Origin of the sequence: Rheinheimera sp., from assembly GCF_037442345.1 — a bacterium.
Taxonomy (GTDB): Bacteria; Pseudomonadota; Gammaproteobacteria; order Enterobacterales; family Alteromonadaceae; genus Pararheinheimera.
Window position 1 is genome coordinate 173335 of sequence record NZ_JBBIQL010000002.1, and the last position, 24716, is coordinate 198050.

General features: G+C 51.5%; 19 protein-coding genes and 2 tRNA genes. 16 read left to right on the plus strand and 5 right to left on the minus strand.

The window, feature by feature from the left end:
- Nucleotides 1-11: 11 nt before the first annotated feature.
- Nucleotides 12-1439: a cytochrome-c oxidase, cbb3-type subunit I gene (gene ccoN / locus WKJ04_RS01880; protein ID WP_337878858.1), complete on the minus strand. Its 1428-nt coding sequence runs from the start codon at nt 1437-1439 to the stop codon at nt 12-14.
- Nucleotides 1440-1803: 364 nt separating this feature from the next.
- Between ccoN and WKJ04_RS01885 the strand changes: the two genes are divergently transcribed.
- Nucleotides 1804-2121 (plus strand): hypothetical protein, encoded by a 318-nt coding sequence (locus WKJ04_RS01885; protein ID WP_337878859.1) that lies wholly within the window; start codon nt 1804-1806, stop codon nt 2119-2121.
- On the opposite strand, the gene WKJ04_RS01890 is transcribed toward WKJ04_RS01885, so the two are convergent.
- On the minus strand, nt 2100-2975 hold the full coding sequence (locus tag WKJ04_RS01890) for a D-hexose-6-phosphate mutarotase (protein WP_337878860.1): 876 nt from the start codon (nt 2973-2975) through the stop codon (nt 2100-2102). The genes WKJ04_RS01885 and WKJ04_RS01890 overlap by 22 nt on opposite strands.
- Before the next feature lie 64 nt (nt 2976-3039).
- Nucleotides 3040-4053, minus strand: coding sequence for a type I glyceraldehyde-3-phosphate dehydrogenase (gap, locus tag WKJ04_RS01895; RefSeq protein ID WP_337878861.1), 1014 nt, complete (start codon nt 4051-4053; stop codon nt 3040-3042).
- 184 nt (nt 4054-4237) lie between these two features.
- Between gap and malQ the strand changes: the two genes are divergently transcribed.
- The 5 genes from malQ to msrB all read left to right on the plus strand — a co-directional run bounded on the left by malQ (nt 4238) and on the right by msrB (nt 12842).
- A complete protein-coding gene (malQ, locus tag WKJ04_RS01900) occupies nt 4238-6421 on the plus strand; it encodes a 4-alpha-glucanotransferase (RefSeq protein ID WP_337878862.1) in 2184 nt (727 codons plus the stop codon).
- Nucleotides 6422-6547: 126 nt separating this feature from the next.
- Nucleotides 6548-8725: a 1,4-alpha-glucan branching protein GlgB gene (gene glgB, locus WKJ04_RS01905; RefSeq protein WP_337878863.1), complete on the plus strand. Its 2178-nt coding sequence runs from the start codon at nt 6548-6550 to the stop codon at nt 8723-8725.
- A gap of 3 nt (nt 8726-8728) precedes the next feature.
- Nucleotides 8729-10765, plus strand: coding sequence for a glycogen debranching protein GlgX (gene glgX, locus WKJ04_RS01910; RefSeq protein WP_337840108.1), 2037 nt, complete (start codon nt 8729-8731; stop codon nt 10763-10765).
- Nucleotides 10766-10841: 76 nt separating this feature from the next.
- The gene (gene gndA / locus WKJ04_RS01915) at nt 10842-12371 is read left to right on the plus strand and encodes an NADP-dependent phosphogluconate dehydrogenase (RefSeq protein WP_337840107.1); all 1530 of its coding nucleotides are present in this window, start codon (nt 10842-10844) and stop codon (nt 12369-12371) included.
- A gap of 87 nt (nt 12372-12458) precedes the next feature.
- Nucleotides 12459-12842, plus strand: a complete 384-nt coding sequence (gene msrB, locus WKJ04_RS01920; RefSeq protein WP_337840106.1) for a peptide-methionine (R)-S-oxide reductase MsrB — start codon at nt 12459-12461, stop codon at nt 12840-12842.
- Here msrB and WKJ04_RS01925 read toward each other — a convergent pair.
- On the minus strand, nt 12832-13632 hold the full coding sequence (locus WKJ04_RS01925; protein ID WP_337840105.1) for a DUF2989 domain-containing protein: 801 nt from the start codon (nt 13630-13632) through the stop codon (nt 12832-12834). The genes msrB and WKJ04_RS01925 overlap by 11 nt on opposite strands.
- A 167-nt stretch (nt 13633-13799) precedes the next feature.
- Here WKJ04_RS01925 and WKJ04_RS01930 point away from each other — a divergent pair, with 167 nt between their 5' ends.
- The 5 genes from WKJ04_RS01930 to WKJ04_RS01950 all read left to right on the plus strand — a co-directional run bounded on the left by WKJ04_RS01930 (nt 13800) and on the right by WKJ04_RS01950 (nt 19921).
- Entirely contained in the window at nt 13800-15251 is a 1452-nt protein-coding gene (locus WKJ04_RS01930) for a glyceraldehyde-3-phosphate dehydrogenase (protein WP_337840104.1), read from the plus strand.
- Nucleotides 15252-15397: 146 nt separating this feature from the next.
- On the plus strand, nt 15398-16525 hold the full coding sequence (locus WKJ04_RS01935; RefSeq protein ID WP_337840103.1) for a M14-type cytosolic carboxypeptidase: 1128 nt from the start codon (nt 15398-15400) through the stop codon (nt 16523-16525).
- Nucleotides 16526-16630: 105 nt separating this feature from the next.
- Nucleotides 16631-16957, plus strand: a complete 327-nt coding sequence (locus tag WKJ04_RS01940) for a zinc ribbon domain-containing protein (RefSeq protein WP_337840102.1) — start codon at nt 16631-16633, stop codon at nt 16955-16957.
- Nucleotides 16958-16959: 2 nt separating this feature from the next.
- Complete coding sequence (locus WKJ04_RS01945; protein ID WP_337840101.1) at nt 16960-17238, plus strand: DUF1315 family protein; 279 nt, start codon at nt 16960-16962, stop codon at nt 17236-17238.
- On the plus strand, nt 17225-19921 hold the full coding sequence (locus WKJ04_RS01950; protein WP_337878864.1) for a DUF349 domain-containing protein: 2697 nt from the start codon (nt 17225-17227) through the stop codon (nt 19919-19921). Before WKJ04_RS01945 ends, WKJ04_RS01950 begins: the two co-directional genes overlap by 14 nt.
- A gap of 51 nt (nt 19922-19972) precedes the next feature.
- Here the strand turns inward: WKJ04_RS01950 and ansA are convergent, their stop codons facing one another.
- The gene (gene ansA / locus WKJ04_RS01955; protein ID WP_337840099.1) at nt 19973-20986 is read right to left on the minus strand and encodes an asparaginase; all 1014 of its coding nucleotides are present in this window, start codon (nt 20984-20986) and stop codon (nt 19973-19975) included.
- A 166-nt stretch (nt 20987-21152) separates the two neighbouring features.
- On the opposite strand from ansA, the gene WKJ04_RS01960 reads away from it, so the two are divergent.
- From WKJ04_RS01960 to WKJ04_RS01980, 5 genes are all read left to right on the plus strand, one after another.
- Nucleotides 21153-21243 (plus strand) — tRNA-Ser (locus WKJ04_RS01960).
- Nucleotides 21244-21412: 169 nt separating this feature from the next.
- Nucleotides 21413-22057, plus strand: a complete 645-nt coding sequence (gene uvrY / locus WKJ04_RS01965; protein WP_337840098.1) for a UvrY/SirA/GacA family response regulator transcription factor — start codon at nt 21413-21415, stop codon at nt 22055-22057.
- 6 nt (nt 22058-22063) lie between these two features.
- Nucleotides 22064-23878: an excinuclease ABC subunit UvrC gene (uvrC, locus tag WKJ04_RS01970; RefSeq protein WP_337878865.1), complete on the plus strand. Its 1815-nt coding sequence runs from the start codon at nt 22064-22066 to the stop codon at nt 23876-23878.
- Between the two features lie 18 nt (nt 23879-23896).
- Complete coding sequence (gene pgsA, locus WKJ04_RS01975; RefSeq protein ID WP_337840096.1) at nt 23897-24439, plus strand: CDP-diacylglycerol--glycerol-3-phosphate 3-phosphatidyltransferase; 543 nt, start codon at nt 23897-23899, stop codon at nt 24437-24439.
- Nucleotides 24440-24572: 133 nt separating this feature from the next.
- Nucleotides 24573-24648 (plus strand) — tRNA-Gly (locus WKJ04_RS01980).
- Nucleotides 24649-24716: the final 68 nt, after the last annotated feature.

A 24716-nucleotide genomic window follows, 5' to 3' on the forward strand; every position in this document is an offset into this window, starting at 1 on the left:
GATGGGGCTCCTTAGGCAGCTTCAGCAACGGGTTCCAGAGCACCTTCTTTGGCTCTGATTGTTTTGACCACGTTGTAGGCCATCACCAGCATGCCGGTCACGACGAAACAACCACCGATAAAGCGCATCAGGTAGAAGGGGTATGAGGCTTCCAGTGACTGTACAAAGCTGTACGTCAGGGTGCCGTCTGTATTGACTGCACGCCACATCATGCCTTGCATAATACCGCTGATCCACATGGCAACCACGTACAGAACCACACCCACAGTGTGCAACCAGAAGTGGGTGTTGATCAGTCTGATGCTGTACATCCGGCCCTGATTAAATACGTTCGGGATCACATGGTAAATGGCGCCGATAGATACCATAGCAACCCAGCCTAACGCACCGGAGTGAACATGACCTACAGTCCAGTCGGTGTAGTGAGACAAGGCATTTACGGATTTGATAGCCATCATCGGGCCTTCGAAAGTCGACATGCCGTAGAACGACAGGGACACAATCAGGAAGCGCAGGATAGGGTCAGTTTTCAGTTTATGCCAGGCGCCAGACAGAGTCATGATACCGTTGATCATGCCACCCCAGCTTGGCACAAACAGGATCACGGACATCACCATACCAACGGACTGAGTCCAGTCTGGCAGGGCCGTGTAGTGTAAGTGGTGTGAACCAGCCCAGATATATAGCGCGATCAGGGCCCAGAAGTGAACCACCGACAAACGGTAGGAATAGACAGGACGACCAGCCTGTTTTGGCACGAAGTAGTACATCATACCCAGGAAACCAGCAGTCAGCAGAAAACCTACCGCATTGTGGCCATACCACCACTGCACCATCGCATCAACTGCACCGGCGTAAATGGAGTAGGACTTGGTTAATGTCAGTGGCACCACCATGCTGTTGACGATATGCAAAGCAGCGACCGTGATAATAAAACCACCATAGAACCAGTTCGCAACATAAATGTGGCTGGTTTTACGTTTAATTAAGGTGCCAAAAAACACCACAGCATAAGAAATCCAGACGATGGCGATCAGCACGTCAATCGGCCACTCCAGTTCGGCGTATTCTTTGCTTTGGCTGATACCAAAAGGCAGAGTGCAAATTGCAGCGATGATCACAGCTTGCCAGCCGACAAAGGTGAACATGGCCAGTTTTTCGGCAAAAAGCCTGACCTGGCAGGTGCGCTGGACCACATAATAGGAGGTCGCAAACAGGGCACTGGTGCCGAACGCGAAGATAACCGCGTTAGTATGAAGAGGACGAAGACGACTGTAAGTTAACCACTCCGTGTCAAAGTTTAAAGCAGGCCAGAATAACTGGGCTGCAATAAAAACACCCAACCCCATACCGACAATACCCCACAACACTGTGGTGACGGCGAAGAGGCGGACAACGGTGTAGTTGTAGTCAACATTTAACGATTTGGTCTGGCTCATGTTGAGTTCCGCTGCAGTTTATTGCGTTTGGTTAAAAATTCACCCGAGGGTGACCCTTCTTATTGTTGACTTTGGTTTGACTGGGCTTGGACTGGCCAACACCCTGAAAAAGCCTAGGTCATTTTGGGGCTGAATAATAAAAGTTTTGACCTGAAAAAGATAGGCAAAAGCGCTGGTTTTATGATGTAGAACAAAGGTGCTGGTTGCAAAATGACCAATCACAACAAGCTTTTGCATCAGTGATGGCTTTTTTTATACACTAAAAACCCACTTTTTCCGGAGCCTGGTGATGAACGCCATTTGTAGGCTGATGTCAGTTTTGTTACTACTGGGCTGTTCTGATGCTGCTGAGCAGGGTAGTCGTATGGCCACTTTGTATCAGCAGGACGGCGTGGTGGTGACACTTGGGCCTGAACCTGTGCTGGTGGAGCAGGTGTTACAGCTGCAGGTGCAGCTGCCCGCCGGATTTGAACTGCAACAGGCGCAAATTGTCGGGCTGTCGATGGCGATGGGGCAGATTCCGCTGCGTCTGCAGCACCATGCCGGTGGCTATAACGCCGAGTTTGTGTTGGGGGCCTGTTCTGACCCGGCGATGCAATGGCAATTGCAGTTGCAGCTGGTCACCCCACAAGGACAATTGCGTCGCCTTGACCTGCCTTTTTATTCCCGCTGGGGGCAATAACGGATTTCCTGTATCAGACATAAAGGGCTTGGGTCCTTTAGATCCAGCCGCGCAGTTTCGACACAGACAAAGTCCAGGTAGCCCTGGTCCGGTAAATCCACCAGACGTTTTGCCTTGTCTTGCCAGGGGTTCCATACCACACTGCCATCATGGCCATGCTGACGAAGCTGAAGCTGATACTGACCTGTGATCAACCTGAGCTCGGCTGCAGTGTCCAGATACACTCTGTCTGTCTCCGCCTCAAACTGCACTATATCGCTGTGCTGCTCAGCCTTGCAGCCGGTTACCTTGTCCAGGTAATGGCCCTTTAATGGGCTGACCTGCACTTTGTCCAGTTGTTGCACCGAAAAATAGCTGTGCAATGCCGCCTGTTGCAGCGGTTGACTTGGTGAATGCAGTTCAATCCGCAGCGAATCCAGAGTTAAAACGACGGTCAGACAGACTGACAAGCCCTGATGAAAACAAAGCTGAGCGGGCAGCGCCAGTTGCAGGCTAAGTGTCACCTGATCCGCATCAACCTGTTGCTGCGTGACTGTCCACAACTGAGTTCTGACCAAGCCATGACTTGGCAGAGACGGATTGTTTTGTGAAAAGCCTTCGGCAGCAGGACCAAACCAGGGCCAGCAAACCGGGACCCCTCCGCGGATCGGCGTCTGGTTGCGCCACTCGGCAGTTGGAGACAGATAGAGCAATTCAGTCTGCCCATCAGGCCGGTAAGACAGCAGTTGGGCGCCGTACAGACTGATGACTGCCGTGGCGTCGCCAAGCGCCAGACGCAGGCAAGGCAACTCGGCTAAATGGGCAAAACCATTCAGAGGTTCAATTTTGGCAGGCACTTTTTGATGCTCCGTCATAAAAACTGCGGTGTTCAGCGATTAAAAAAGGCGGCTGATGCCGCCTTTCGGATAGATAAACAGCTTAACGGCCGAATTTCATCAGTTCAACTGTGTTGTCCAGCATGCGGTTGCTGAAACCCCATTCATTGTCATACCAGGCCATGACTTTGACCAGCCGGCCCAACACCCGCGTCTCAGTGGCATCAAAAATAGATGACATCGGATTGTGGTTAAAATCGACAGACACCAGAGGTAAATCATTGACAGCCAGCACCTGACTCATTGGTGCAGATGCAGCCGCTTGACGGATAATGTCGTTTACTTCGTCCACCGTGGTTTCACGGCCTGCGATAAAGGTCAAATCCACCAGTGATACGTTCAGAGTCGGAACCCGCACGGCCAGGCCATCGAATTTCCCTTTTAATGCCGGAACCACCAAGCCAACGGCGGCAGCGGCACCGGTTTTGGTCGGGATCATCGACATCGCCGCCGCACGGGCACGGCGCACATCCGTGTGGTACACGTCGCTCAGTCGCTGGTCGTTGGTGTAGGCGTGAATGGTGGTCATCAGACCAGATTCAATACCCAGAGCTTCATACAATGGCTTGGCGACCGGCGATAAACAGTTGGTGGTGCAGGATGCGTTCGAGATAATGGTCATATCTGCCGTGATGACGTCATGGTTCACTCCATAGACCACAGTGGCATCGACATCTTTGGCCGGTGCCGAAATGATGACCTTTCTGGCGCCAGCTTCTAAGTGGGCACCTGCGGTTTTACGGTCTGTGAATAAACCAGTACATTCCAATACCACGTCTATCTGCAGCTCTTTCCACGGCAAATTGGCCGGGTTGCGCTCGCTCAGGGTCTGTATTTCGTCTTTGTTGACATAAATAGCTTTGTCATCATGGCTGACGTCGGCGGAAAAAATACCGTGAGCCGTGTCGTACTTCAGTAAATGGGCGTTAATAGCGGCGTCGCCCAAATCGTTAATGGCCACGACTTTGATATCGTAGTTTTTGTTTGATTCATACAAAGCACGTAAAACGTTGCGTCCGATACGGCCAAAACCGTTGATTGCCACACGAATAGTCATCACTCACCCCGGAATGTAATTTAATTCTGTAATAAAATTACATTTTTCTTGGTGTTTTTCAAGCCAAATAAATCTATGCATTCGTATTTTCTGCTTCAGGCTCTTGCATCTGCAGTAGACTGTGGTAGTTAGTGGTGCCCTCATCCTTTACCAGACTGAATAGAGTCATATTGCTGGAGCCTTTATGGATAAAACTTTGCTGGCTGATTTGATCGCGTTTTGCGGAATTGAAACCCGGTTTACCGACGCCTGGGGAAATGAAGCCGAAGTGCAGGAACACAACCTGCTGACCTTATTGGCCGTCCAGGGCTTTGCCACAGACAACGATGAACTGGCCAGAGAACAGTTGCTGGAGCGGCAGCTCGACATCTGGCAACAAGTGATTGATCCGGTGTCAGTACAAAAATCCGGGCAGGACATTCAGGTGCAGATCAAACTGTCGATTGCCCAGGCCAATCAGCCGCTGACGCTGCAGCTCACCACAGAGGCAGGCCAGAAACACCAGTTTAGTCTGGTGGCGACTGACGATGCAGAGCTGAATCATGTCACGGTGCTGGATGACGAGGAGTTTCAGCAGTACCAATGGACCTTGCCGGTGCAACTGGAGCTGGGTTATCACCAGTTGCAGTTAACGCTGGAGCAGCAAAGCTACAGCCAAAGCCTGATTATTGTGCCGTCGGCCTGTTATCAGCCTGCTCAGTTTAAAACGCAAAAGCAGTGGGGCGTGTCCGTTCAGTTGTACTGTGTCCGCTCTGAGCAAAACTGGGGTATTGGTGATTTTGCGGATTTAAAACAGCTGGTGAATTATCTGGCGGCACAGGGCGCAGACTTTATCGGCCTGAATCCTATTCACGCGCTTTATCCGGCGATGCCAGAGTCGGCCAGCCCTTACAGCCCGTCGTCACGACGCTGGCTGAACATCATTTACCTGTCGGTGACCTCATTACCCGGTTTTGACCAGTGCCAGCAGGTAAAACAATTGATCTCCGCGCCCGGTTTTATGCAGCAGCTGAATGCTGTGCGTGCAACCGACTGGGTCGATTATAAAAACGTGACGGCACTGAAGCTGCCGGTTTTAAAAGCGCTGTATCACTGGTTTATGGAGCATCAGGCCGACTGTGCAGAACTGGCGCACTCATTTTCTGTATTTAAACAACAGGGTGGTGAAAGTTTATTACAGTTGGCGCTGTATGATGCGATTCATGCCCATCTAATCCAACAGGACCCACATGCCTGGGGCTGGCCTGTCTGGCCTGAAGCTTACCAGCGTCCGGACAGCGACGAAGTACAGGCCTTTGCCAAAGCCCATGCGGACGAGCTTGATTTTTACTGCTATCTGCAGTTTATGGCCCGTGAACAACTGGCTGAAGTACAAAGGCTGGCCAAAGACAAGGGAATGCTGGTGGGGTTGTACCGTGATCTGGCTGTTGGTGTCAGCCAGGCTTCGACCGAGATCTGGGGCAATCCGGATCTGTATTGCCGCGACGCCAGTGTAGGAGCTCCTCCGGACATTCTGGGCCCTAAAGGTCAGAATTGGGGTTTACCGCCTATGCTGCCTTATCAGATGTTCCGTCAGGCTTACCGCCCCATGATTGAACTGTTCCGTGCCAATATGCAAAACAGTGGAGCACTGCGCATTGATCATGTGATGGCGCTGCTGCGGCTCTGGTGGGTACCCAAAGGGGCAGAAAGTGCCGGGGAAGGCGCTTACATCTATTACCCCATCCAGGATTTATTGGGCATTCTGGCGTTGGAATCTCAGCGCCATCAGGTGGTGGTTATTGGTGAAGATCTGGGCACAGTGCCCGATGGTATTCGTGAAATACTGGCTGAATATGGCATGTATTCGTACCGCGTGTTCTTCTTTGAACAAGCGGAAGACGGCGGTTATATTTCGCCGGCACATTACCCGGTGCAGGCGATGGCGACCTTAACCACGCATGACATGCCCACCCTGATTGGCTACTGGCACTGTGGCGATTTGGAGCTGGGTAAAAAAGTCGGGTTGTATCGCGATGACCAATTACCTGCCTTATTTGCATCCCGCCACAAGGATAAGCAACGTATTCTGGATTCTTTGCATGGCCATGCGATGTTGCGGCCTGATTTCGCCAGTCAGGTGGATCAGGTTGGCATGACCACTGAACTCAGCCATGCAATTCAGCGGCATGTTGCCAAAGGGGCCAGTCAGTTATTGTGTCTGCAACTGGAAGACTGGATGGAAATGACCCAGCCGGTCAATATTCCTGGGACCAGCGACGAATACCCGAACTGGCGGCGCAAATTAACCATGACACTGGAACAGCTGGCTGGTCGGGAAGACATCACAGCGCTGCTACAACAGCTGACCTCGTTACGCCACGCCTGATAAAAATAGCCAAACAACTGCCATCTGTAGATGGCAGTTTTATTTTGATTTGGTATCTTAAACAAGACTCTTGTGTTTTGAACTCAAAAGAAGCTTGTCTTTTTAGCTGATTTACAAGGAATTTTTATGTCTGTTGCCCGACTCGCTGCGGTTCAGTGTGCTGATCCTTTTTCGTTGTTGTCCTGGCAAAGCGGCGAAAGCAAGGGGCTGTTATTACGCTGCTACCTGCCAGATGCGGTTCAGGTGGAAGCCCAGGAGCTCGGTACGGCGAAGTCTTTGGGGCATTTTAGCCAGTGTGCTGAATTGCACGGGCTGTTTGAACTGGAATTGCCACGCAAGCGTAAAACCTGCCTGTATCAGTTGAAGGTGACCCTTGGCTCTGGCCATAGTTATGTGCTGACCGACCCTTATCAGTTTCGTGAGCAGGCGTTCTACGCTGTGCATTATGTCAACTCGCTGCCAGAGAACCTGTACCTTCAGTTGGGGGCCCAGCTGGTTGAGTTTGAACAGGACAAACACCTGATTAAGGGCACCCGGTTTGCTGTCTATGCGCCGAATGCGTCCAGTGTCAGCCTGATTGGCGATATGAACCACTGGGATGGCCGTCGCCATCCGATGCAGCGCACCGAATGTGGGCATTGGGTACTGTTTATGCCAGATATCGCCGCTGGCGTGCGCTATAAATACGAAATTAAAGACAGTACCGGTAATTTACTACCGCATAAATCTGACCCGTTGGCGTTTGCTGCGGAGCAGTATCCGTCTCATGCGTCTCTGGTCTACGATCATGGCAAATACCAGTGGCAGGATCAGCGTTGGCAGCAGCGTAAAGCAGACAGCTATCACCAGCCGATGAGTATTTATGAGGTGCATCTGGGCTCGTGGAAATACAACAACAAAAATGAACCTCTGACTTACCTGCAGCTGATTGATCAACTGATTCCTTATGTGCTGGATATGGGCTATACCCACATTGAGTTGTTGCCTGTGATGGAACATCCTTACACAGGGTCCTGGGGCTACCAGCCATTGGGTTTGTTTGCTGCTACATCACGTTATGGCACACCAGACCAGTTTAAGGCCTTTGTGGACGCCTGCCATCAGGCCGGAATTGGCGTCATACTGGATTGGGTGCCTGCCCACTTTCCGGAGGACGGCCACGGTCTGGCCCGTTTTGATGGCAGTTGCCTTTATGAATATGAAGACCCGCGTAAAGGCTGGCATCCAGACTGGAACTCCTGCATCTACGACTATGGCAAAGACTATGTCCGGCAGTTTCTGGTGGCCAGTGCCTTGTATTGGTTTGATTATTTCCATGTGGATGGCCTGAGGGTCGATGCGGTTGCCTCGATGTTGTATCTGGATTATTCACGCCGCGCAGGGGAGTGGATCCCGAATATTGACGGTGGTAATCATAACTATGAAGCCATCAGCTTATTGAAATGGCTGAACACCGAAGTGTACAGCCGTTTTCCGAACGGCATGATGATCGCAGAAGAATCCACCTCATTTAACGGCGTTAGCCGACCGACCGATGCGGGCGGATTAGGTTTTGGTTACAAATGGAATATGGGCTGGATGAATGACAGCCTGCGTTACATCAGCAAAGACCCGGCGTACCGCAAGTACCACCATAATGATCTGACCTTTGCAATGGTTTACGCCTATAACGAAAACTTTATTCTGCCGTTATCCCATGATGAAGTGGTGCATGGCAAAGGCAGTATTCTGGGTAAAATGCCAGGGGATGAATGGCAGCAGGCAGCTAACTTGCGGGCCTATTACGCTTTTATGTACGCCCATCCGGGCAAAAAGCTGAATTTTATGGGTAATGAATTTGGTCAGGGTACCGAATGGAATCATAACCAGCAACTGCCTTGGTTTTTACTGGAATTTGACAAACACAAAGGTATTCAGCAACTGGTGCGCGACCTGAACCTGACGTACCGCAAGGTGACGGCGCTGCATCAGCTGGACCATGAAGCTGCCGGATTTCGCTGGCTGAATTATCAGGACAGTGAACACAGCACTCTGAGCTTTATCCGACAGGATGCTGAACAGCAGTCTTTGTATGTTGTGGCCAATTTCACCCCTGTGCCACGTGATGGCCATGCTTTGCCTGTGTCTGAGCCGGGTGAATACGAAGTGATCCTGAACACTGACAGCGCTTATTATTGGGGCAGTAATTACCCGGTGATCCTGCGGCTGGATGATTTACAGGGAACCGGGGCTTCGTCCCCATACCAGTTGCGGCTCGATCTGCCGCCGCTATCGACCTTGTATATCAGACGAAAGCCGGAGTAAGTGATGCAGTTGTACTCGGACTACGGGCAGGCTTATCCACTCGGTGCCAGCGCTCTGGATGAGCACAACTGGAATTTTGCTGTTTATGCCCCGGAAGCCAGCGGGTTGTGGTTGTGCCTGTTTTGCCCGGATACGGAAGAGCTGCTGCACCAACTGCCTTTTGCCGGCCGTACAGGCGATATCTGGCATCTGGAAGTTCAGGGCATCCAGCCAGGCACTCTGTATGGTTTAAAAGCAGACGGCGCGCAGCGCCCTGACGAAGGCTTCTTGTTTGCGCCGGAGCGTCTGCTGATTGACCCTTATGCCCGGCAGCTGAACCGCGCTTTGGTCTGGAACGAGCGTTTGTACCAGAGTGCCAGCCATTACATGGTGCCTAAAGCTGTGTTGCAGCAACAGGCATTTGATTGGCAGGGCACGAAAAAACCAGCGATAGCCCGGGAAAAAACCATTATTTACGAGGCTCATGTCAAGGGGCTGACCAAATTACACCCGGATATTCCGGCTGAGCAGCAAGGGCGTTATCTGGGGGTGTGTCACCCAGTGATGCTGGAGCATTACAAAAAACTGGGGATCACCAGTATTCAGTTGTTACCAGTGACCAGTTTCATGTCGGAGCCCCGGCTGGAAAAACTCAAGCTGGTCAACTATTGGGGTTACAACCCGGTCAATTTTTTTGCGCCTGATGCGCGTTATGCCCAGGCTGAGCCGGTAACTGAATTTAAAACTATGGTGCGGACTCTGCATCAGCATGGTATCGAAGTCATCCTTGATCTGGTGTTTAACCACAGCGCGGAAGGAGATGATTACCTGCTGAGCTTCCGGGGTCTGGCCAACCGCCAGTATTACCTGTACGAAAGTCATGCCAATATCACCGACTACCGCCACAACAGCAATTTCAGTGGCTGCGGCAATACCCTGAATGTGGCACATCCAATGATGCAGCGTATGGTGCTGGATGCGCTGCGTTACTGGGCAACCGAAATGCAGGTGGACGGTTTCCGCTTTGACTTGGCCGTGACACTGGCCCGGGAAAATAAACGCTTTGAACCCCACGCTGCGTTTTTACAGATAGTGGCACAAGACCCTGTATTAAGCCGGGTGAAACTGATTGCAGAGCCCTGGGATGTTGGGCCATACGGCTATCAGTTGGGGCAGTTTCCGGCACATTGGAGCGAAATTAACGACAAAAGTCGCGACAGTTTCCGGGCTTACTGGTTGCCACAGCCAGGAGGGCGGGCAGAGTTTGCTACCCGGCTGATGGGCTCGAGGGATATTTTCCAGAAGCACCGTAAACCTGCAGTCTGCAGCCTGAACTGTCTCACCTACCATGACGGGTTTACATTGCATGATCTGGTGTGCTACCAGGACAAGCACAACTGGCTGAATGCAGAACAGAACCGGGATGGCCATAACCATAATCTGAGCCTGAATTATGGGGTTGAAGGCCCAAGCAATGAGGCCAAAGTGTTGCAGGCGCGCTACCAACACAAACGTAATCTGGTCGCCACCTTGCTGCTCAGTCAGGGTCTGATCCATTGGCTGGCCGGTGATGAGTTAAGCCGTAGCCAACAAGGTAACAATAACGCCTATTGTCAGGACAATGACATCAGCTGGTTGCACTGGACTTTGGATTACCATGCCACGCAGTTTTATCAATTTGTCTGCCGCATGATCGCACTGCGTCATCAATTCAGCTGCCTGCAGCAATTGTCGTTGACCGACGACCATTACCGGCTGCACGGCGCTAAACACAATGTCAGCTGGTATCGTGCGGATGCAGTGCTAATGCAGGATCAGGACTGGTCAGAGGTCAACGGCCAGTATCTGGTGCTGGTGATCGAACAACTGCCAAGCCACAAAGAATTACTGGTGGTGATGAACCCGATGGAGCAGGAGCTTGCGCTGGAGCTACCTGAACATCCCTGGACTTTGATGCTGGATACCAGTTCAGCCACAGGCGAACCCGTCGCAGCGGTGACCAGCCAGAATTACCGGCAGGCTGGCCGTTCTTTGTCCATCTGGAGCCTGAAGAGCGAATAGAGCTTTTTCTTTATCCTGTGTTTTCCAGTATAATGCCGGCCACTTTTGCAGTGCCTGATTTTAAAAGGAAAATCAAATGTCTGACCGCTCCATGTTATGCGATATCGGTTTTGTAGGTGCCGGTGTCATGGGGAAAAACCTGATCCTGAACCTGGCTGACCATGGCTACAAGGTCGCGGCGTTTGATTTGGACCATAAAAAACTGGAAGGCGTGCTGGCACAGGATGAAGCTGAACGGGGTGACAAAGCCGCCCGGGTATTGTCCTGCAGTTCTTATACCGAATTACTCAGTAAACTCAAAGCACCGCATTTAATTATTTTGTCAGTACCAGCGGGCAAACCTGTGGACGATGTTTGTCTGAAACTGATTGATGCCGGTATTGCGGCCGACGATATCATTGTCGACACCGGAAACAGTCTGTGGACCGACACAGTTCGTCGCGAAAAACATTTTGAAGGCAAGTTTATTTTCTTCAGCACGGCCGTATCCGGTGGCGAAGTGGGAGCCCGCTTTGGCCCCTCACTGATGCCCAGTGGTGATCCTTACGCCTGGACCAGGATTGAACCCGTCTGGCGCGCTATTGCTGCCAAAGTGGATCCGGAAACAGGACGCGCCATCGAGCGCTATGAGCCAGGCAACCCCGTGACTGAAGGGGAACCTTGCGCCACCTATATTGGCCCTGGTGGTTCTGGCCATTATGTGAAAATGGTGCATAACGGTATTGAATACGCCGACATGCAGCTGATTTGCGAGGTCTATCAGGTGATGCGCGACGCCCTTGGCATGAGTGCAGAACAAATCAGTGCGGTGTTTAAAGACTGGAGTAAAGGGCCGCTTGGCAGTTATCTGATGGAAATCAGTGCGGAAGTGCTGGCGACCAAAGATTCAGAAACAGGCTTACCGCTGGTGGACGTGATCCTGGATAAAGCAGGTCAGAAAGGTACAGGGTTGTGGACAGCCGTCAGCAGTCTGGAGTTGGGGTGTCCGGCACCCACCATCGCCGAAGCCGTGTATGCCCGTTCCATTTCCACTTTAAAAGAGCAGCGTGTGCTGGCCTCAACTTTATTGGCCGGCCCGGTGCGGGAACACTGCACCAGTCAGACGGCTGAGCAACTGATTAAGCAACTGCATGATGCCTTGTATTGCGCCAAAATCTGTGTGTATGCTCAGGGCTTCGACCTGATGAAAACGGCGGCAGCAGAACATGGCTGGCAACTGAATTTCGCTGAAATTGCGAAGATCTGGCGGGCGGGTTGCATTATTCGAGCAGTGTTTCTGCAGTCCATTACCCAGGCTTATGAACGTGATGATCAACTGGCAAACCTTCTGCTGGATCCATTCTTTGCCAAACAAATTTCACTGAATCAGTCGAACTGGCGTCGTGCTGTGGCCGAAGCAACTATCACTGGTATTCCGGTAGCGGCTTTAAGTTCAGCCTTAAGTTATTACGATTCGTACCGCACTGCGGTCTTACCGGCCAACCTGCTGCAGGGCCAACGTGATTACTTTGGTGCCCATACCTTTGAACGTACCGACAAAGCCAAAGGCAAAACTTTCCATGTTGACTGGAGTCATAGTGACAGGCCGATGCAAAAAGTAAAATAACCGGAAAAAGGCCCTGTTGGGCCTTTTTTGATCGTGGTTTTTATCGGGCTCAGGTATACCTGACTCATCATTACACAGGGGGGCTGCATGAAAAAAACCGACGCTGAATGGCAACAGCAATTGAGTGCTGAGCAGTACAGGGTGACCCGCCAAAAAGGCACTGAATACCCCTTTACTGGCGCCTTGCTGCACAACAAAAGTACCGGCAGTTACCACTGCGTCTGTTGTCATGCCGAGTTATTCAGTTCCGATAGCAAATTTGACTCAGGTTGCGGCTGGCCATCGTTTAGCGCGGCTATCGCAGGGCGGGTGAGGTATGAGGCCGACTTCAGCCATGGCATGGACAGAACTGAAATTCTTTGTGCCAACTGTGACGCTCATTTGGGTCACGTATTTGACGATGGCCCGGCGCCGACGGGCCAACGTTATTGCGTAAATTCTGTATCGCTGAACTTTGAGCCTAAGCCTTGATCTCTTTTTCCTTGTACTGGCCCTGCTGCAGCTGTTGCAGGGTTTGCTCCGCCTGCAGCTGGATCTGTTCGTGGTTCAGTTTGGCTTGCTCCAGCTGAATTTTAAGTTCCTGCAACTCCACGTTGAAGGCTCCGCTCTGTTGCGCCAGGTAAGCCCAATGGTAGGACGCGGGATAGTTTTTCTTTTTGTAATAAATGGTTGCGAGTGAGGCAAAAATTTCCGGATCCACAGAGGCATTGGCCGGATACAGTTCCAGAGCATGGTGCAGTAGCCGAATACTTTTATTGATATCTCTTTTGCTGTAGTAACTGACCAGGGCCAGTTGCAGCTCCGGGGTTTCAGTCAGCCCTTGCTGTTCTGCCAACAAAAACTTTTCCAGATGACTTTCACTTTTATTGCGCGACCAGTGGTAGTGCAGTAACCGCGGATCCTCGGATGAGACTGTTTCATCACTTAAACGCTTGATTTCATTCAGGCTGGTAAGGTAACCCTGCATTCTCGAGGTGGTTTTTTCTTTCAGTTTGATATGTTCAATACCGGCTGCCAGTTCAATACATTTGGAATACTTTTCAAAGGCATTCAGCAATAAATACTTGTTATTGTCGGACGGCAGGCGTTTTTCTTCAAAGCGTTTGAGGATCACATCACGGCGTTGATTATTACAGTGGGAATCTTCATTTAAATCAGTGCAGAGCCCTGAATCTTTTTCACAGACAGTGCGTACATTCAACTCGGTCTCTGAGCAGGCACTCAGTGCAAGTACGAGAGAAAGGGGAACTAAAATTTTCATAGGGCATCCGGCAAAAATAAGCTGAACCAAGCATAACGAAGTTTCAACAAAAAATCTTTTTGTAATTGTTGTTGTAGGGTTACGGTTTAAATTACAATGCGCCGGCCATCAAGTGGCGCACGACCACTGGCTTACCTCTGACCCTAGACGACGTAAAAGGCGAAAACATGACCTTATCCCACGAAGAACAGTACCAACGCAGCTGGCAAGAACGCCAGGAATACGCCGAAAATATGCAGCCAATCATCGGCCGTTTGTACCGGAACAAAGGTATTGAAGTGGTGGTATACGGCCGCCCGCTGGTGAACGCAACAACAATAGATATCATCAAAGCCCATAAAACGGTCGAGCGTTTTGAACACACCAAACTGCGGTTGCGGGAAAGTTTCCCTGTGCTCGAAGCCATCAGTCAGATGGACCTGGCTCCAGCGCGGGTCGACATTGGTAAGCTGGCTTTCGCCTACCTGTATAAAGGTGCAGGTGAAGGCATGGAGTTGTCACAGTACCTGGCCGGTGAACTGAAGGATATTCTGAATCAAGCCGATGGCATCAAGCCAGTGGATGTGGTGCTGTATGGGTTTGGCCGTATTGGTCGTCTGCTGGCCCGTTTGATGCTGGAACGTTCTGGCCCCAGCAGCAAACTACGCTTACGGGCAGTGGTGGTGCGGGGGGGCCGTAAAGGCGATCTGGAGAAACGCGCCAGCCTGCTGCGTCGTGATTCAATTCATGGCCCTTTTAACGGCAGCATCACTGTGGATGAAGAAAATGGTGGTATTAAAGCCAATGGCACTTTTATTAAAGTGATTTACGCCGATTCACCGGATCAGGTGGATTACACCCACTATGGTATCCACGACGCGCTGGTGGTGGACAACACAGGTATCTGGAAAGACGACAAAGAATTAGCCATTCATTTCAAAGCCAAAGGTGCCGCCAAAGTATTGTTGACCGCACCGGCCAAAGGTGACGTGAAAAACGTGGTCTATGGTGTGAACCATAAAATGATCACTGCACAAGACCACATTGTGTCGGCGGCCAGCTGCACCACCAATGCGATCACGCCGGTGCTCAAAGCGCTGCAGGACGAATACGGCATTCGCAATGGTCATGTAGAAACAGTGCACTCGTACACCAACGACCAGAACCTGATTGACAACTACCACAAAGCTGAGCGTCGTGGCCGTGCAGCGCCACTGAATATGGTGATCACCTCCACAGGTGCTGCCAGTGCGGTCGCCAAAGCTTTGCCTGAGCTAAAAGGCAAGCTGACAGGTAATGCTATTCGGGTGCCGACGCCCAATGTGTCGATGGCGATTTTGTCACTGAACCTGAATAAAGAAACCAGCCGGGACGAACTGAACGCCTTCCTGCAGAAGACCTCATTGTTTTCCGAGTTGCAGGATCAGATCGATTTCACCAGTTCGACAGAAATTGTGTCCAGCGATTTAGTGGGCTCCCGTTATGCCGGTGTAGTTGATTCGCAGGCCACTATTGTGGATGGCGACCGCTGTGTGTTGTACGTCTGGTACGATAACGAGTTCGGCTACAGCACTCAGGTGATCCGGGTGATGAATGAAATGGCCGGGATTAATTACCCGACCTTACCTGTCAACAGGTAACAATACCAAGGGCGCAGTGAACTGCGCCTTTTTGTTATCCGTATTGCTGCAATAAACCGGTACTACAAAGCACCGTTCAAAAAGAGTATGATTCAGGCACTTTCAGGCCCGCTGTGGCCTATTCAAACAATCAGGTGGACAGTTCAATGAAAATTACCTGCAATTTTGACAGTGGCAATATCGATGTCATTAAAGCAGATTCGCCAGCGGATATTCAGCTGGCTATTCGTAAAGACAACAACTCAGACTTTTACCAGTGGTTCCATTTCCGGCTGAACTCCAGCAGTCTTGAACCGCACACGCTGCGAATTGTGAATGTGAAAGATTCAGCCTACCCAGGGGGCTGGAAAGACTATCAGGCTGTGGCGTCTTATGACCGTGAACACTGGTTCCGGGTTGAAACCCAGTACCTCAATGATGAGCTGGTGATCACCCATTACCCTGAAGCCGAGTCGGTGTATTTTGCTTATTTTGCGCCTTACAGCTACGAACGTCATATGGACTTGCTGCATCAGACGCAGGCCAGCGGTATGGCCCAGCTGGTCGAGCTTGGCGAGACGCTGGATGGTCGCGATATGTCCTTGCTGGTGGTCGGCGAGCCTGCAGCAGAAAAGAAAAAAATCTGGATCACCGCGCGTCAGCACCCAGGTGAGAGTATGGCGGAATGGTTTGTCGAAGGCTTGCTGGACCGCCTGCTGGATGAAGATGACGCAGTGTCACGCCGTTTGCTGGAAAAAGCGGTGTTTTACATTGTACCTAACATGAACCCGGATGGCTCGGTGCGGGGGCATCTGCGTACCAATGCAGCCGGTGTGAACCTGAACCGGGAATGGCAGACTCCGTCAATGGACAAGAGCCCGGAAGTTTATCTGGTCCGTCAGAAGATGCTGGAAACTGGCGTCGATATGTTCCTGGATATCCATGGCGACGAAAACCTGCCTTACAACTTTGTCGCTGGTGCCGAAGGGGTTCCATCCTACGATTCACGGATGCAACAGCTGGAGCAGTCGTTTAAGCAGGCACTGCTGGCCGTCACACCAGAGTTTCAGACCCAGTATGGCTATGAGCTGGATGCACCAGGGCAGGCCAATCTGACCATTGCGTCCACCTGGGTCGCTGAACAGTTTAAGTGCCTGTCTTATACGGTGGAAATGCCTTTTAAAGACAATGCGAACTTGCCAGACCCGGCGTATGGCTGGTCTGATGTGCGTTCGATAAAGTTGGGTGCCGACACCTTAGTGGCCGTGCTTGCTGTGGTGGACCAGCTGCGTTAAACCATACAATCAGGCAGACGGGGTGCTGTTGTCAGCCGCCCCCTTTGCTTGCAAAGTCCGCTGCTTACTTTATAGTGCTGCCAATTCAACTTCGGAACCTTCGTTATGGCCATTATTGCCTGTCCACAATGTGGTAAAAAAATCTCTGACAAAAGCCAATCCTGTCCGCACTGTCAATTGTCGATGACCGGCATGACCGCGGATCGGATTGACGAGCTGAACAGCCGTAAGCGTATCGACCGGATGCAAAGTTATATTAACCAGTCGATGCTGGCTCTGGTTATTTTTCTGGCTGGTTTTTGTGTGTTGTATTTCTGGCAGTCTGAGCCGGACAGCTGGCAGTTACAGGCCAGCCAGGCGGCCATTGCTGTTGGTTTTCTCTGGTACATTGCCGCCAGAGCCATGATTATTTATTTAAAACGTAAGAATTAACTATGGATTTCAGAGCATTAGTCAGTTCGCTTTCGCCTGACGCCTATCAGTCCCTGCTGGATGCCATTGCCACAGGCCGTTGGGCCGACGGGGTGGCTTTGAGCGACGCCCAAAAGGATCAGACCCATCAACTGGTGATGGCCTATCAGGCCTATGTACTGAAATCAGATGAGCCGTACACTATAGGCCCGGATGGCCAGATGGTGGTGAAATCCAAAGCCCAGATGAAAAAAGAATTGTCTCCAGACTCCATTGCCAGGTTTAACCATGATGATCTTTAAACGTTGGTTCGCACCGAAGTGGCAGCATAAGGATGCTGCGGTGCGGCAACAGGCTATCGCCGAGCTTTCTGCCACACAAGAGCATAAACAGATTTTGCATGAGCTGGCCTTTAACGATGGTCATGAAGCAGTGCGCCGTGCCGCACTGGATAAACTCAATGAGTTCTCTTTATGGTGGCAGGCCAGTAAGCAGGATAATGCCGAGCGACTGAAACAGTATGCGGAGCAGCAATTGATCCAGATGGTGCTGGAGAACCGCATTTCTGGCCATTTAAAACACCAGTTTGTCGAGCAGTGTCAGCGTAGCTCCGTGCTGGAGAAACTGGCGTTGTCAGAGCCAGACGCCGAGCTGCGTTTTTCCATTCTGCAACGACTGAATAAAGCCGAACTGATCGCCCAAAACCTGCAGCAAGAGTTGTTGACTTTGGCACAGAAGCGACAGTTGTTGCAGCAGCTTGATGATACGAAGCTGCTGGAAAAATTAAGTCGTCAGCTGAACGAACCTTTGGCATCTGAGCTGAAGCAGCAGTTGCAACAGGCCGCTGAAGCACGGGAGAAACCTGTATTGCTGCGTAAGCAGGTGGCGCTGGTGCTGGCCAAGCTGAACAGTGTGAGGGAAAAAGGCTCGCTGGAACAAATGCAACAAAAGTGGCAGCAGTTTGAGCAGGAATGGCAAGGCCTTGCTGCGGAGTTGTCGCTGTTGCCGGATGCAGGCGAGTTTGAACAAAAGTATCAAAAAATAAAACAGCAGACGGAGCAGGCCTGGAAACCACTGCTGGCACAACAGGCTGAGCAGCGAGCTGCTGCCGCTATGCACCTGGAGGCGCAACAACTGCAACAGCAACTGGACGCCGAGTTGCAGCGCATTCGCCTGCAGTTGCAGCAGTGGTTGCAGCAGGGGGAGTTGACCGCAGCGATGGATCTGCAACAGCAACTGCAGGACTTTTCAACCCAGCTGGCACTGCAACAGTTGCCTGTGACTGTTCAGTCTGAACTGAAACGGCAGGTGAAGCAGTTATTGGTACAGCTGAATCAACTGCCACAGCAGGCGGAGCAACTGGCATTATTGACCCGGCTTGTGGCCGACTGGTCAAGCACAGCAATTCCCGCGGATTTGGCGCAGTACCTTCAGCTGAGTTCCAGCTACCAGCAATGGCAAAAACAGTGGAAGCAAAGCACGGCAAACCTGGGCGCTCTGGTGCCTGAACACCTGCAGCTGGCGCTGCAGCAATTGCAACAGAACTGGCAGCAACCTATGCAACATTTTGCCGCCAGCGTTGAACGGGAGCTGAAACAGCTCAAAGCCAAACTGGCAGAGTTCAGGCGTTTGCACCAGGCGGGTCGTTTTAATGTGCTGTTTGGCTTACTCAAAGGCATAGAACAGAATTACCAGCAATGGCCTGTTGCCTTGCAGCAGCAACTGGACAAAGAGATGGCGCAGGCGAGGGCGGTGATAGCTGAACTGACCGACCTGCAACGTTATATCGCCACGCCGCGCAAACAGGAACTGGTGGCGCAGATGCAACAGGCGGCGTCTGAAGCCGTGACCGACGTCGGTCAGCGGGCGGCTTTGGTCAAACAGGCCAGAGCCGCCTGGCTCAGTTTGGGTAAAGCGCAGCCAGAGCTGGAGGACGAGCTGAATCAGGCGTTTAATCTGGCCTGTGAGCAGGCCTTTGCGCCTTGTCGCGAACATTTTGCCAGACTGGATGCTGAACGTGCTGCAAACGCAGCCGCTAAACGACAGCTGCTTGTTGAGCTAAAAACACTGCTTGAATTGCCAGCCGGCAAAGAGCTGGATACCAGGTTAAACCGTCATCTGCAGCAATGGCGCGTTCTGGGCCCTGTCGATGCAGCTGAGCATAAACAGCTGTCGGCAGAGCAAAAACAACTGACCTCTGTGCTCAGACAACGACAGGCAGCATGGCAACACGACAATGCTGAAGCGAAAAAGTCGCTGATTGTTCAGGCCAAAGCGGCATCTGAGCTGGAGTCTGGCCCAGCTGTTGCTTTGGTCAAAACTCTGCAACAGCAATGGAAGTCACATGGATTTGCCGGCAAGCTGGACCAGACTTTGTGGCAGGAATTCAGAGCAGAGTGCGACAAGGTGTTTGCCACCCTGACTGCAAAACGCGAACAGAAAGAACAGCTGGCTCAGCAGGAGCTGTCTTTGGCTTCGCAGCAAATTTCTGAAATGGAAAGCCAGTGGCAGCAAGATCAGAGTGCAGCACAGCTGGAACAGTTGTTGCTGCAGCTATCCGCTGTTGTTGTGCCTGCGAAATCTGAGCTGGCCACTAAAAAGCAGCAATTGCGTCAAGCTATCACACAACGGCTGGATGACCTTATGGCGCGTCAGGCCAATGCCGGGCTGGAGCAGCTACTGACTGCTCTGGAACAGCAGGATCCAGAGCTGGTGCCTGCTTTGTACCGGGAGCAGCTGACACAGCCAACAGAGCAGCTGTTTAGCCGTGCCCAACTGACCTGGGCCATTGCCCTGGTGCAAGGAAAAACGGCCTTATGCTCCGAAGCAGAACGTGCTCAGGTGCAGCTGTTGTTGTTGTCGGAAAAGCATAATCAGGGGCAGCAGTTATCTGCGAAAGCTTTGCTGCAGCGCTGGCTCAGCCTGGGAATGCCAGGTGCAGATGAGCTCGACCTGGTCAAACAGCTGCGGCAGGCGCTGCTTTGATAGCATACAAAAAAACCGGTGATGACCGGTTTTTTTGTGGTTCAGCCCAGGCTAAAGTGTCAGCTCTCCCCGAAGGCTTTGTTGCATAAAGAGTCGCACCTGCTCAGTGCTGATCGGTTGGCTAAGCAAGTAATGCAGCTTGGTCAAGGTGGCTTCGAGGGTCATATCGTACCCACTGATCACACCACAGGAGCGCAGTGCATTGCCGGTGGCGTACCCCCCCATATTCACCTTGCCTTTAAAGCACTGAGTGCAATTGACAATGATAGTGCCACGGCCTGATGCTTCTTTCAGTGCATCCAACAAGGCCGGCTGTTGGGGGGCGTTGCCCACCCCATAAGACTTGATAATCAATGCTTTGACCGGTGCTGCCGCCATATTGCGGATCACATCTGTGCTGATCCCGGGATACAAGGTGACGACACTGATAGGTTGTGGTGTGATTTCGGCCACCTTCAGCGCCTTGGGGACGGCAGTCGAGGTCAGATGGCCTGAAATCAGATTGATATGAATGCCGGCTTCAATCAGCGGCGGAAAGTTCGGAGAGGCAAAGGCATCAAAGCCATCGGCATCGGCTTTGGTGGCGCGATTGCCACGAAACAACTTATTGTTAAAAAACAAGGCCACTTCAGCAATAGGGTAATAGGCGGCCAGATACAGGGCATTCAGTAAATTCACCTGACCATCGGAGCGCAGCTGCGCCAATGGAATTTGTGAGCCTGTGACGATGACCGGCTTGGCTAAATCTTCCAGCATAAAAGATAAGGCCGATGCGGTGTAGGCCATGGTGTCTGTACCGTGCAGGACGACAAAACCGTCGTAGTCGGCATAGTTGGCTTTAATGTCTGCGGCTATTTCAGACCAATGCGCCGGAGTCATGTCGGATGAATCAATCACCGGGTTGTATTCATGAATATCAAATTCCGGCATTTCACCACGATAAAACTCGGGCATAGCCCGCACTGTGTCGGACAAAAAGCCGGGCACAGGCACAAAACCATTGCTGGATTGCTGCATACCGATGGTTCCGCCTGTGTAGGCGACATAAATGCGCTTCTTATTCATCAAATTAATCCGGATTTTTTCTTTATTGTACCGCTGTAATGGCTGGACTGTCAGAGAAATCAGGCAATTTTTCAGCAGGTTGCACAAATGCTGAGCAAACAGTGCAGGCGATGCAGAAAAGCGCTTTACAACCAAAAGCAGGGTCTCTAAGATGCAGTCCTGTCGCGGAGGGATGGCAGAGCGGTTTAATGCACCGGTCTTGAAAACCGGCGAAGGTTAATAGCCTTCCGAGAGTTCGAATCTCTCTCCCTCCGCCACTTTAAAACCAGCTGAATGCTGGTTTTTTTGTTTATGCATCTTTTTGTTTTCAATAGATTTTTCCAACCCGTTCTTAGCCACAAATTCAACGACTGCCCTTGAGCTTTGAGTGGCTATTGCTTATGCTCAGTGAGGCTTTGCTGCCCCTTCAAACACGGAGAAATTCTGGTGATAAAAGTATTGTTAGTGGATGATCATGAGCTGGTTCGCACTGGCATCAGTCGTATACTAATGGACGAGCGGGGCATCAAGGTGATAGGCGAAGCCAGTTCAGGGGAAACTGCACTGCAGTTCTGCCGGCAAAACACGCCGGATGTGGTGTTAATGGACATGAATATGCCAGGCATGGGCGGCATGACCGCCACCAAACGGATTTTACATTATTGCCCGGATATTAAAGTGCTCGCGTTGTCGGTGTCCTGTGAAGAGCCGGTACCGACTAAGGTGATGCAGTTAGGTGCGGCTGGTTTTTTATCAAAAAATGCCGCGCCACCCGAAGTGGTGCTGGCCATTCGCCGGGTGCACCTGGGGGAGCGTTATATCAGTGCCGAAGTGGCGCAGAAAATGGCGATGAGCAAGGTGACCAGCAACAGCAACAATCCTTTTGATGAACTGTCTGATCGGGAAATGCAGATCATGCTGATGATCACCCGCGGTGAAAAAGTAAATGATATCGCTGAGCAGCTCAATGTCAGTGCAAAAACTGTCAATTCCTACCGTTACCGGATGTTTGAGAAGCTGGATATCAGTGGGGATGTGGAACTGACTCACCTGGCATTGCGCCACGGTATGATTGATATCGCGAAGTTTTAACTGCTGATGTTTGACGCTAAAACCTTTCTGAAAACAGTACCGGACTTACCCGGCGTGTATCGTATGCTGGACCACAAAGATACGGTGATTTACGTTGGTAAAGCCAAACAGCTGAAAAAACGCTTAGCCAGTTATTTCCGCCAGAATCTGGCCGGGGTTAAAACCCGGGCTTTGGTCAGTCATATCCGTCAGGTTGAATTTACCGTGACTCAAAGTGAAACTGAGGCACTGATCCTGGAAAATAACCTGATCAAGCAGTATCTGCCGAAATACAATGTGTTGCTGCGTGATGACAAGTCCTATCCATTTATTCTGATTTCTAACCATAAACACCCGCGTATCAGTGGTCATCGTGGCCCCCGTAAGGTCGAAGGGCAGTATTTTGGCCCTTACCCCAGTGCTGGTGCTGTCTGGGACAGCCTGAAACTGCTGCAGAAAGTGTTTCCAGTCCGTCAGTGTGAAGATGGTTTTTACCGGGCTCGCACCCGGCCTTGTCTGCAATATCAGCTAAAGCTGTGTTCTGCCCCTTGTGTCGGCAAAATCAGCGATGCGGACTATGCCGAGCTGGTGCGTAACACCAGTTTGTTTTTATCAGGTAAAAGCCATCAGTTGATTGAACAGCTGGTCAGTGCAATGGAGCAGGCGAGTCAGGACTTAGCTTTCGAAAAAGCAGCCGGTATTCGCGATCAGATCATTGCACTGCGTAAAGTGCAGGAGCAGCAATACGTCAGCGGCGATCAGGAAGAAATGGATGTGGTAGCGCTGGAGTGGTCGCACGGAATCGCCTGCGTGCATGTACTGTTTATTCGCGATCACAAAGTATTAGGTAGCAAAAACTTCTTTCCTAAAGTGCCTGCCGATGCTGACCCGACTGAAATTATGCCGTCTTTTCTGGCCCAGTTTTATTTAAGTGGTGCAGGCGGTCAGATGGTCCCCAAAGAAATAGTGCTGAATCAGCAGGTAGAGGATGACACTGAGCTGGCACAAGCGATTTCTGATATGGCGCAACGCAAAGTCAGCCTGGTGGTCGCCCGGCGTGGCGAAAAAGCCCGATATCTGGCTTTGGCACAAAAGAACGCGGCGCTGGCAGCAGCCACCCGCTTGTCGGTGAAGGACCAGGTGGCAGTCCGTTACCGCGAACTGCGCGAGCTGTTGGGCTTGGTGCAGTTGGAGCGCATGGAATGTTTTGATATCAGTCATACCATGGGACAACAGACCATTGCGTCCTGTGTGGTGTTTGACGGGCAGGGCCCGAACAAAGCGGAGTACCGCCGCTTTAATGTTGAAGGGGTGACCCCGGGCGATGACTACGCGGCCATGGCCTTTGCGCTGGAGAAGCGCTACGGCAAATTGCAGGATGAAAGCAAAATACCCGACCTTATCCTGATTGATGGTGGACTGGGTCAGTTGAACCAGGCTGTGGAGTTTTTTTCCGGTTGGACTTTTGCCCACAAACCCTTATTGGTGGGGGTCGCTAAAGGGACCAGCCGCAAGCCAGGCCTGGAGACTTTAATTTTGCCAGACAACCCGGCAGGTTTTGCTTTACCTGCCGAATCACCGGCTTTGCATCTGATACAGCAGATCCGTGATGAAGCACACCGTTTTGCTATTACCGGGCATCGCAATAAACGCGGTAAGAATCTGCTGAAAAGTCCATTGGAAAATATCGACGGAGTGGGTGAGAAACGCCGGCAAGCTTTGTTACAATACTTGGGTGGTTTGCAGGGGGTGCTGAGAGCTTCAGTCGACGAACTGGCCACAGTACCGGGAATTTCGCGGCAACAAGCCGAAAAGATTTACCAGGCCTGTCATCAAAATTAGAACGAGAAGTAACGCAGCATGTGGAATATTCCCAATTTATTGACGGTGTTTCGTTTGTGCCTGATCCCCATTTGTTTAGCCTGCTTTTATGCGGACATTCCTTACGCCCGATTTTTTGCAGCCTTCTGTTTTTGGCTGGCAGCCATTACCGACATGCTGGACGGTTATCTGGCGCGTAAGATGCAGCTGATGACCCCTTTTGGCGCTTTCCTGGACCCGGTCGCAGATAAATTAATGGTGGCGGCGGCCCTGGTGCTGATAGCTGTGGATATGCAAACCCTGTGGGTGACTATTCCTGCCTTTATTATGATTAGCCGCGAGATCCTGATTTCAGCATTGCGTGAATGGATGGCCGAAGTCGGGCAGCGTGGTCAGGTTGCTGTGTCTGAAGTGGGTAAATACAAGACGGCAGCACAGATGCTGGCGTTGATTGGCCTGATTTGGCAGCCGGTCGGCTGGATCACTGATTTGGGCCTGGTACTGCTTTATGCAGCGACACTGCTGACCATCTGGTCTATGTTGACTTACCTGCGTGCCGCCTGGCCCGCGTTGACAAAATAAGCTGAAAAAGCCCTGATTTTCAGCGCATTTGCTACTTTTTGAGCAAACAGTTTTGAAAGCAGGAATTTGTTGTTGACGCCTAAACAGAAACCAGTAGAATGCGTCTCGTGTTACGGCGAATGGCCATAGCAAAGCGGGCATAGCTCAGTTGGTAGAGCGCGACCTTGCCAAGGTCGAGGTCACGAGTTCGAGCCTCGTTGCCCGCTCCAAATGTACGCCTGATGGCGGGTTGGCAGAGTGGCCATGCAGCGGATTGCAAATCCGTCCACCTCGGTTC

Bases quoted from the DNA above. Each gene is read 5' to 3' on its own strand.
- ccoN (WP_337878858.1), bottom strand. From the start codon at position 1,439: ATGAGCCAGACCAAATCGTTAAATGTTGACTACAACTACACCGTTGTC.
- WKJ04_RS01885 (WP_337878859.1), top strand. From the start codon at position 1,804: ATGGCCACTTTGTATCAGCAGGACGGCGTGGTGGTGACACTTGGGCCT.
- WKJ04_RS01890 (WP_337878860.1), bottom strand. From the start codon at position 2,975: ATGACGGAGCATCAAAAAGTGCCTGCCAAAATTGAACCTCTGAATGGT.
- gap (WP_337878861.1), bottom strand. From the start codon at position 4,053: ATGACTATTCGTGTGGCAATCAACGGTTTTGGCCGTATCGGACGCAAC.
- malQ (WP_337878862.1), top strand. From the start codon at position 4,238: ATGGATAAAACTTTGCTGGCTGATTTGATCGCGTTTTGCGGAATTGAA.
- glgB (WP_337878863.1), top strand. From the start codon at position 6,548: ATGTCTGTTGCCCGACTCGCTGCGGTTCAGTGTGCTGATCCTTTTTCG.
- glgX (WP_337840108.1), top strand. From the start codon at position 8,729: ATGCAGTTGTACTCGGACTACGGGCAGGCTTATCCACTCGGTGCCAGC.
- gndA (WP_337840107.1), top strand. From the start codon at position 10,842: ATGTCTGACCGCTCCATGTTATGCGATATCGGTTTTGTAGGTGCCGGT.
- msrB (WP_337840106.1), top strand. From the start codon at position 12,459: ATGAAAAAAACCGACGCTGAATGGCAACAGCAATTGAGTGCTGAGCAG.
- WKJ04_RS01925 (WP_337840105.1), bottom strand. From the start codon at position 13,632: ATGAAAATTTTAGTTCCCCTTTCTCTCGTACTTGCACTGAGTGCCTGC.
- WKJ04_RS01930 (WP_337840104.1), top strand. From the start codon at position 13,800: ATGACCTTATCCCACGAAGAACAGTACCAACGCAGCTGGCAAGAACGC.
- WKJ04_RS01935 (WP_337840103.1), top strand. From the start codon at position 15,398: ATGAAAATTACCTGCAATTTTGACAGTGGCAATATCGATGTCATTAAA.
- WKJ04_RS01940 (WP_337840102.1), top strand. From the start codon at position 16,631: ATGGCCATTATTGCCTGTCCACAATGTGGTAAAAAAATCTCTGACAAA.
- WKJ04_RS01945 (WP_337840101.1), top strand. From the start codon at position 16,960: ATGGATTTCAGAGCATTAGTCAGTTCGCTTTCGCCTGACGCCTATCAG.
- WKJ04_RS01950 (WP_337878864.1), top strand. From the start codon at position 17,225: ATGATGATCTTTAAACGTTGGTTCGCACCGAAGTGGCAGCATAAGGAT.
- ansA (WP_337840099.1), bottom strand. From the start codon at position 20,986: ATGAATAAGAAGCGCATTTATGTCGCCTACACAGGCGGAACCATCGGT.
- uvrC (WP_337878865.1), top strand. From the start codon at position 22,064: ATGTTTGACGCTAAAACCTTTCTGAAAACAGTACCGGACTTACCCGGC.
- pgsA (WP_337840096.1), top strand. From the start codon at position 23,897: ATGTGGAATATTCCCAATTTATTGACGGTGTTTCGTTTGTGCCTGATC.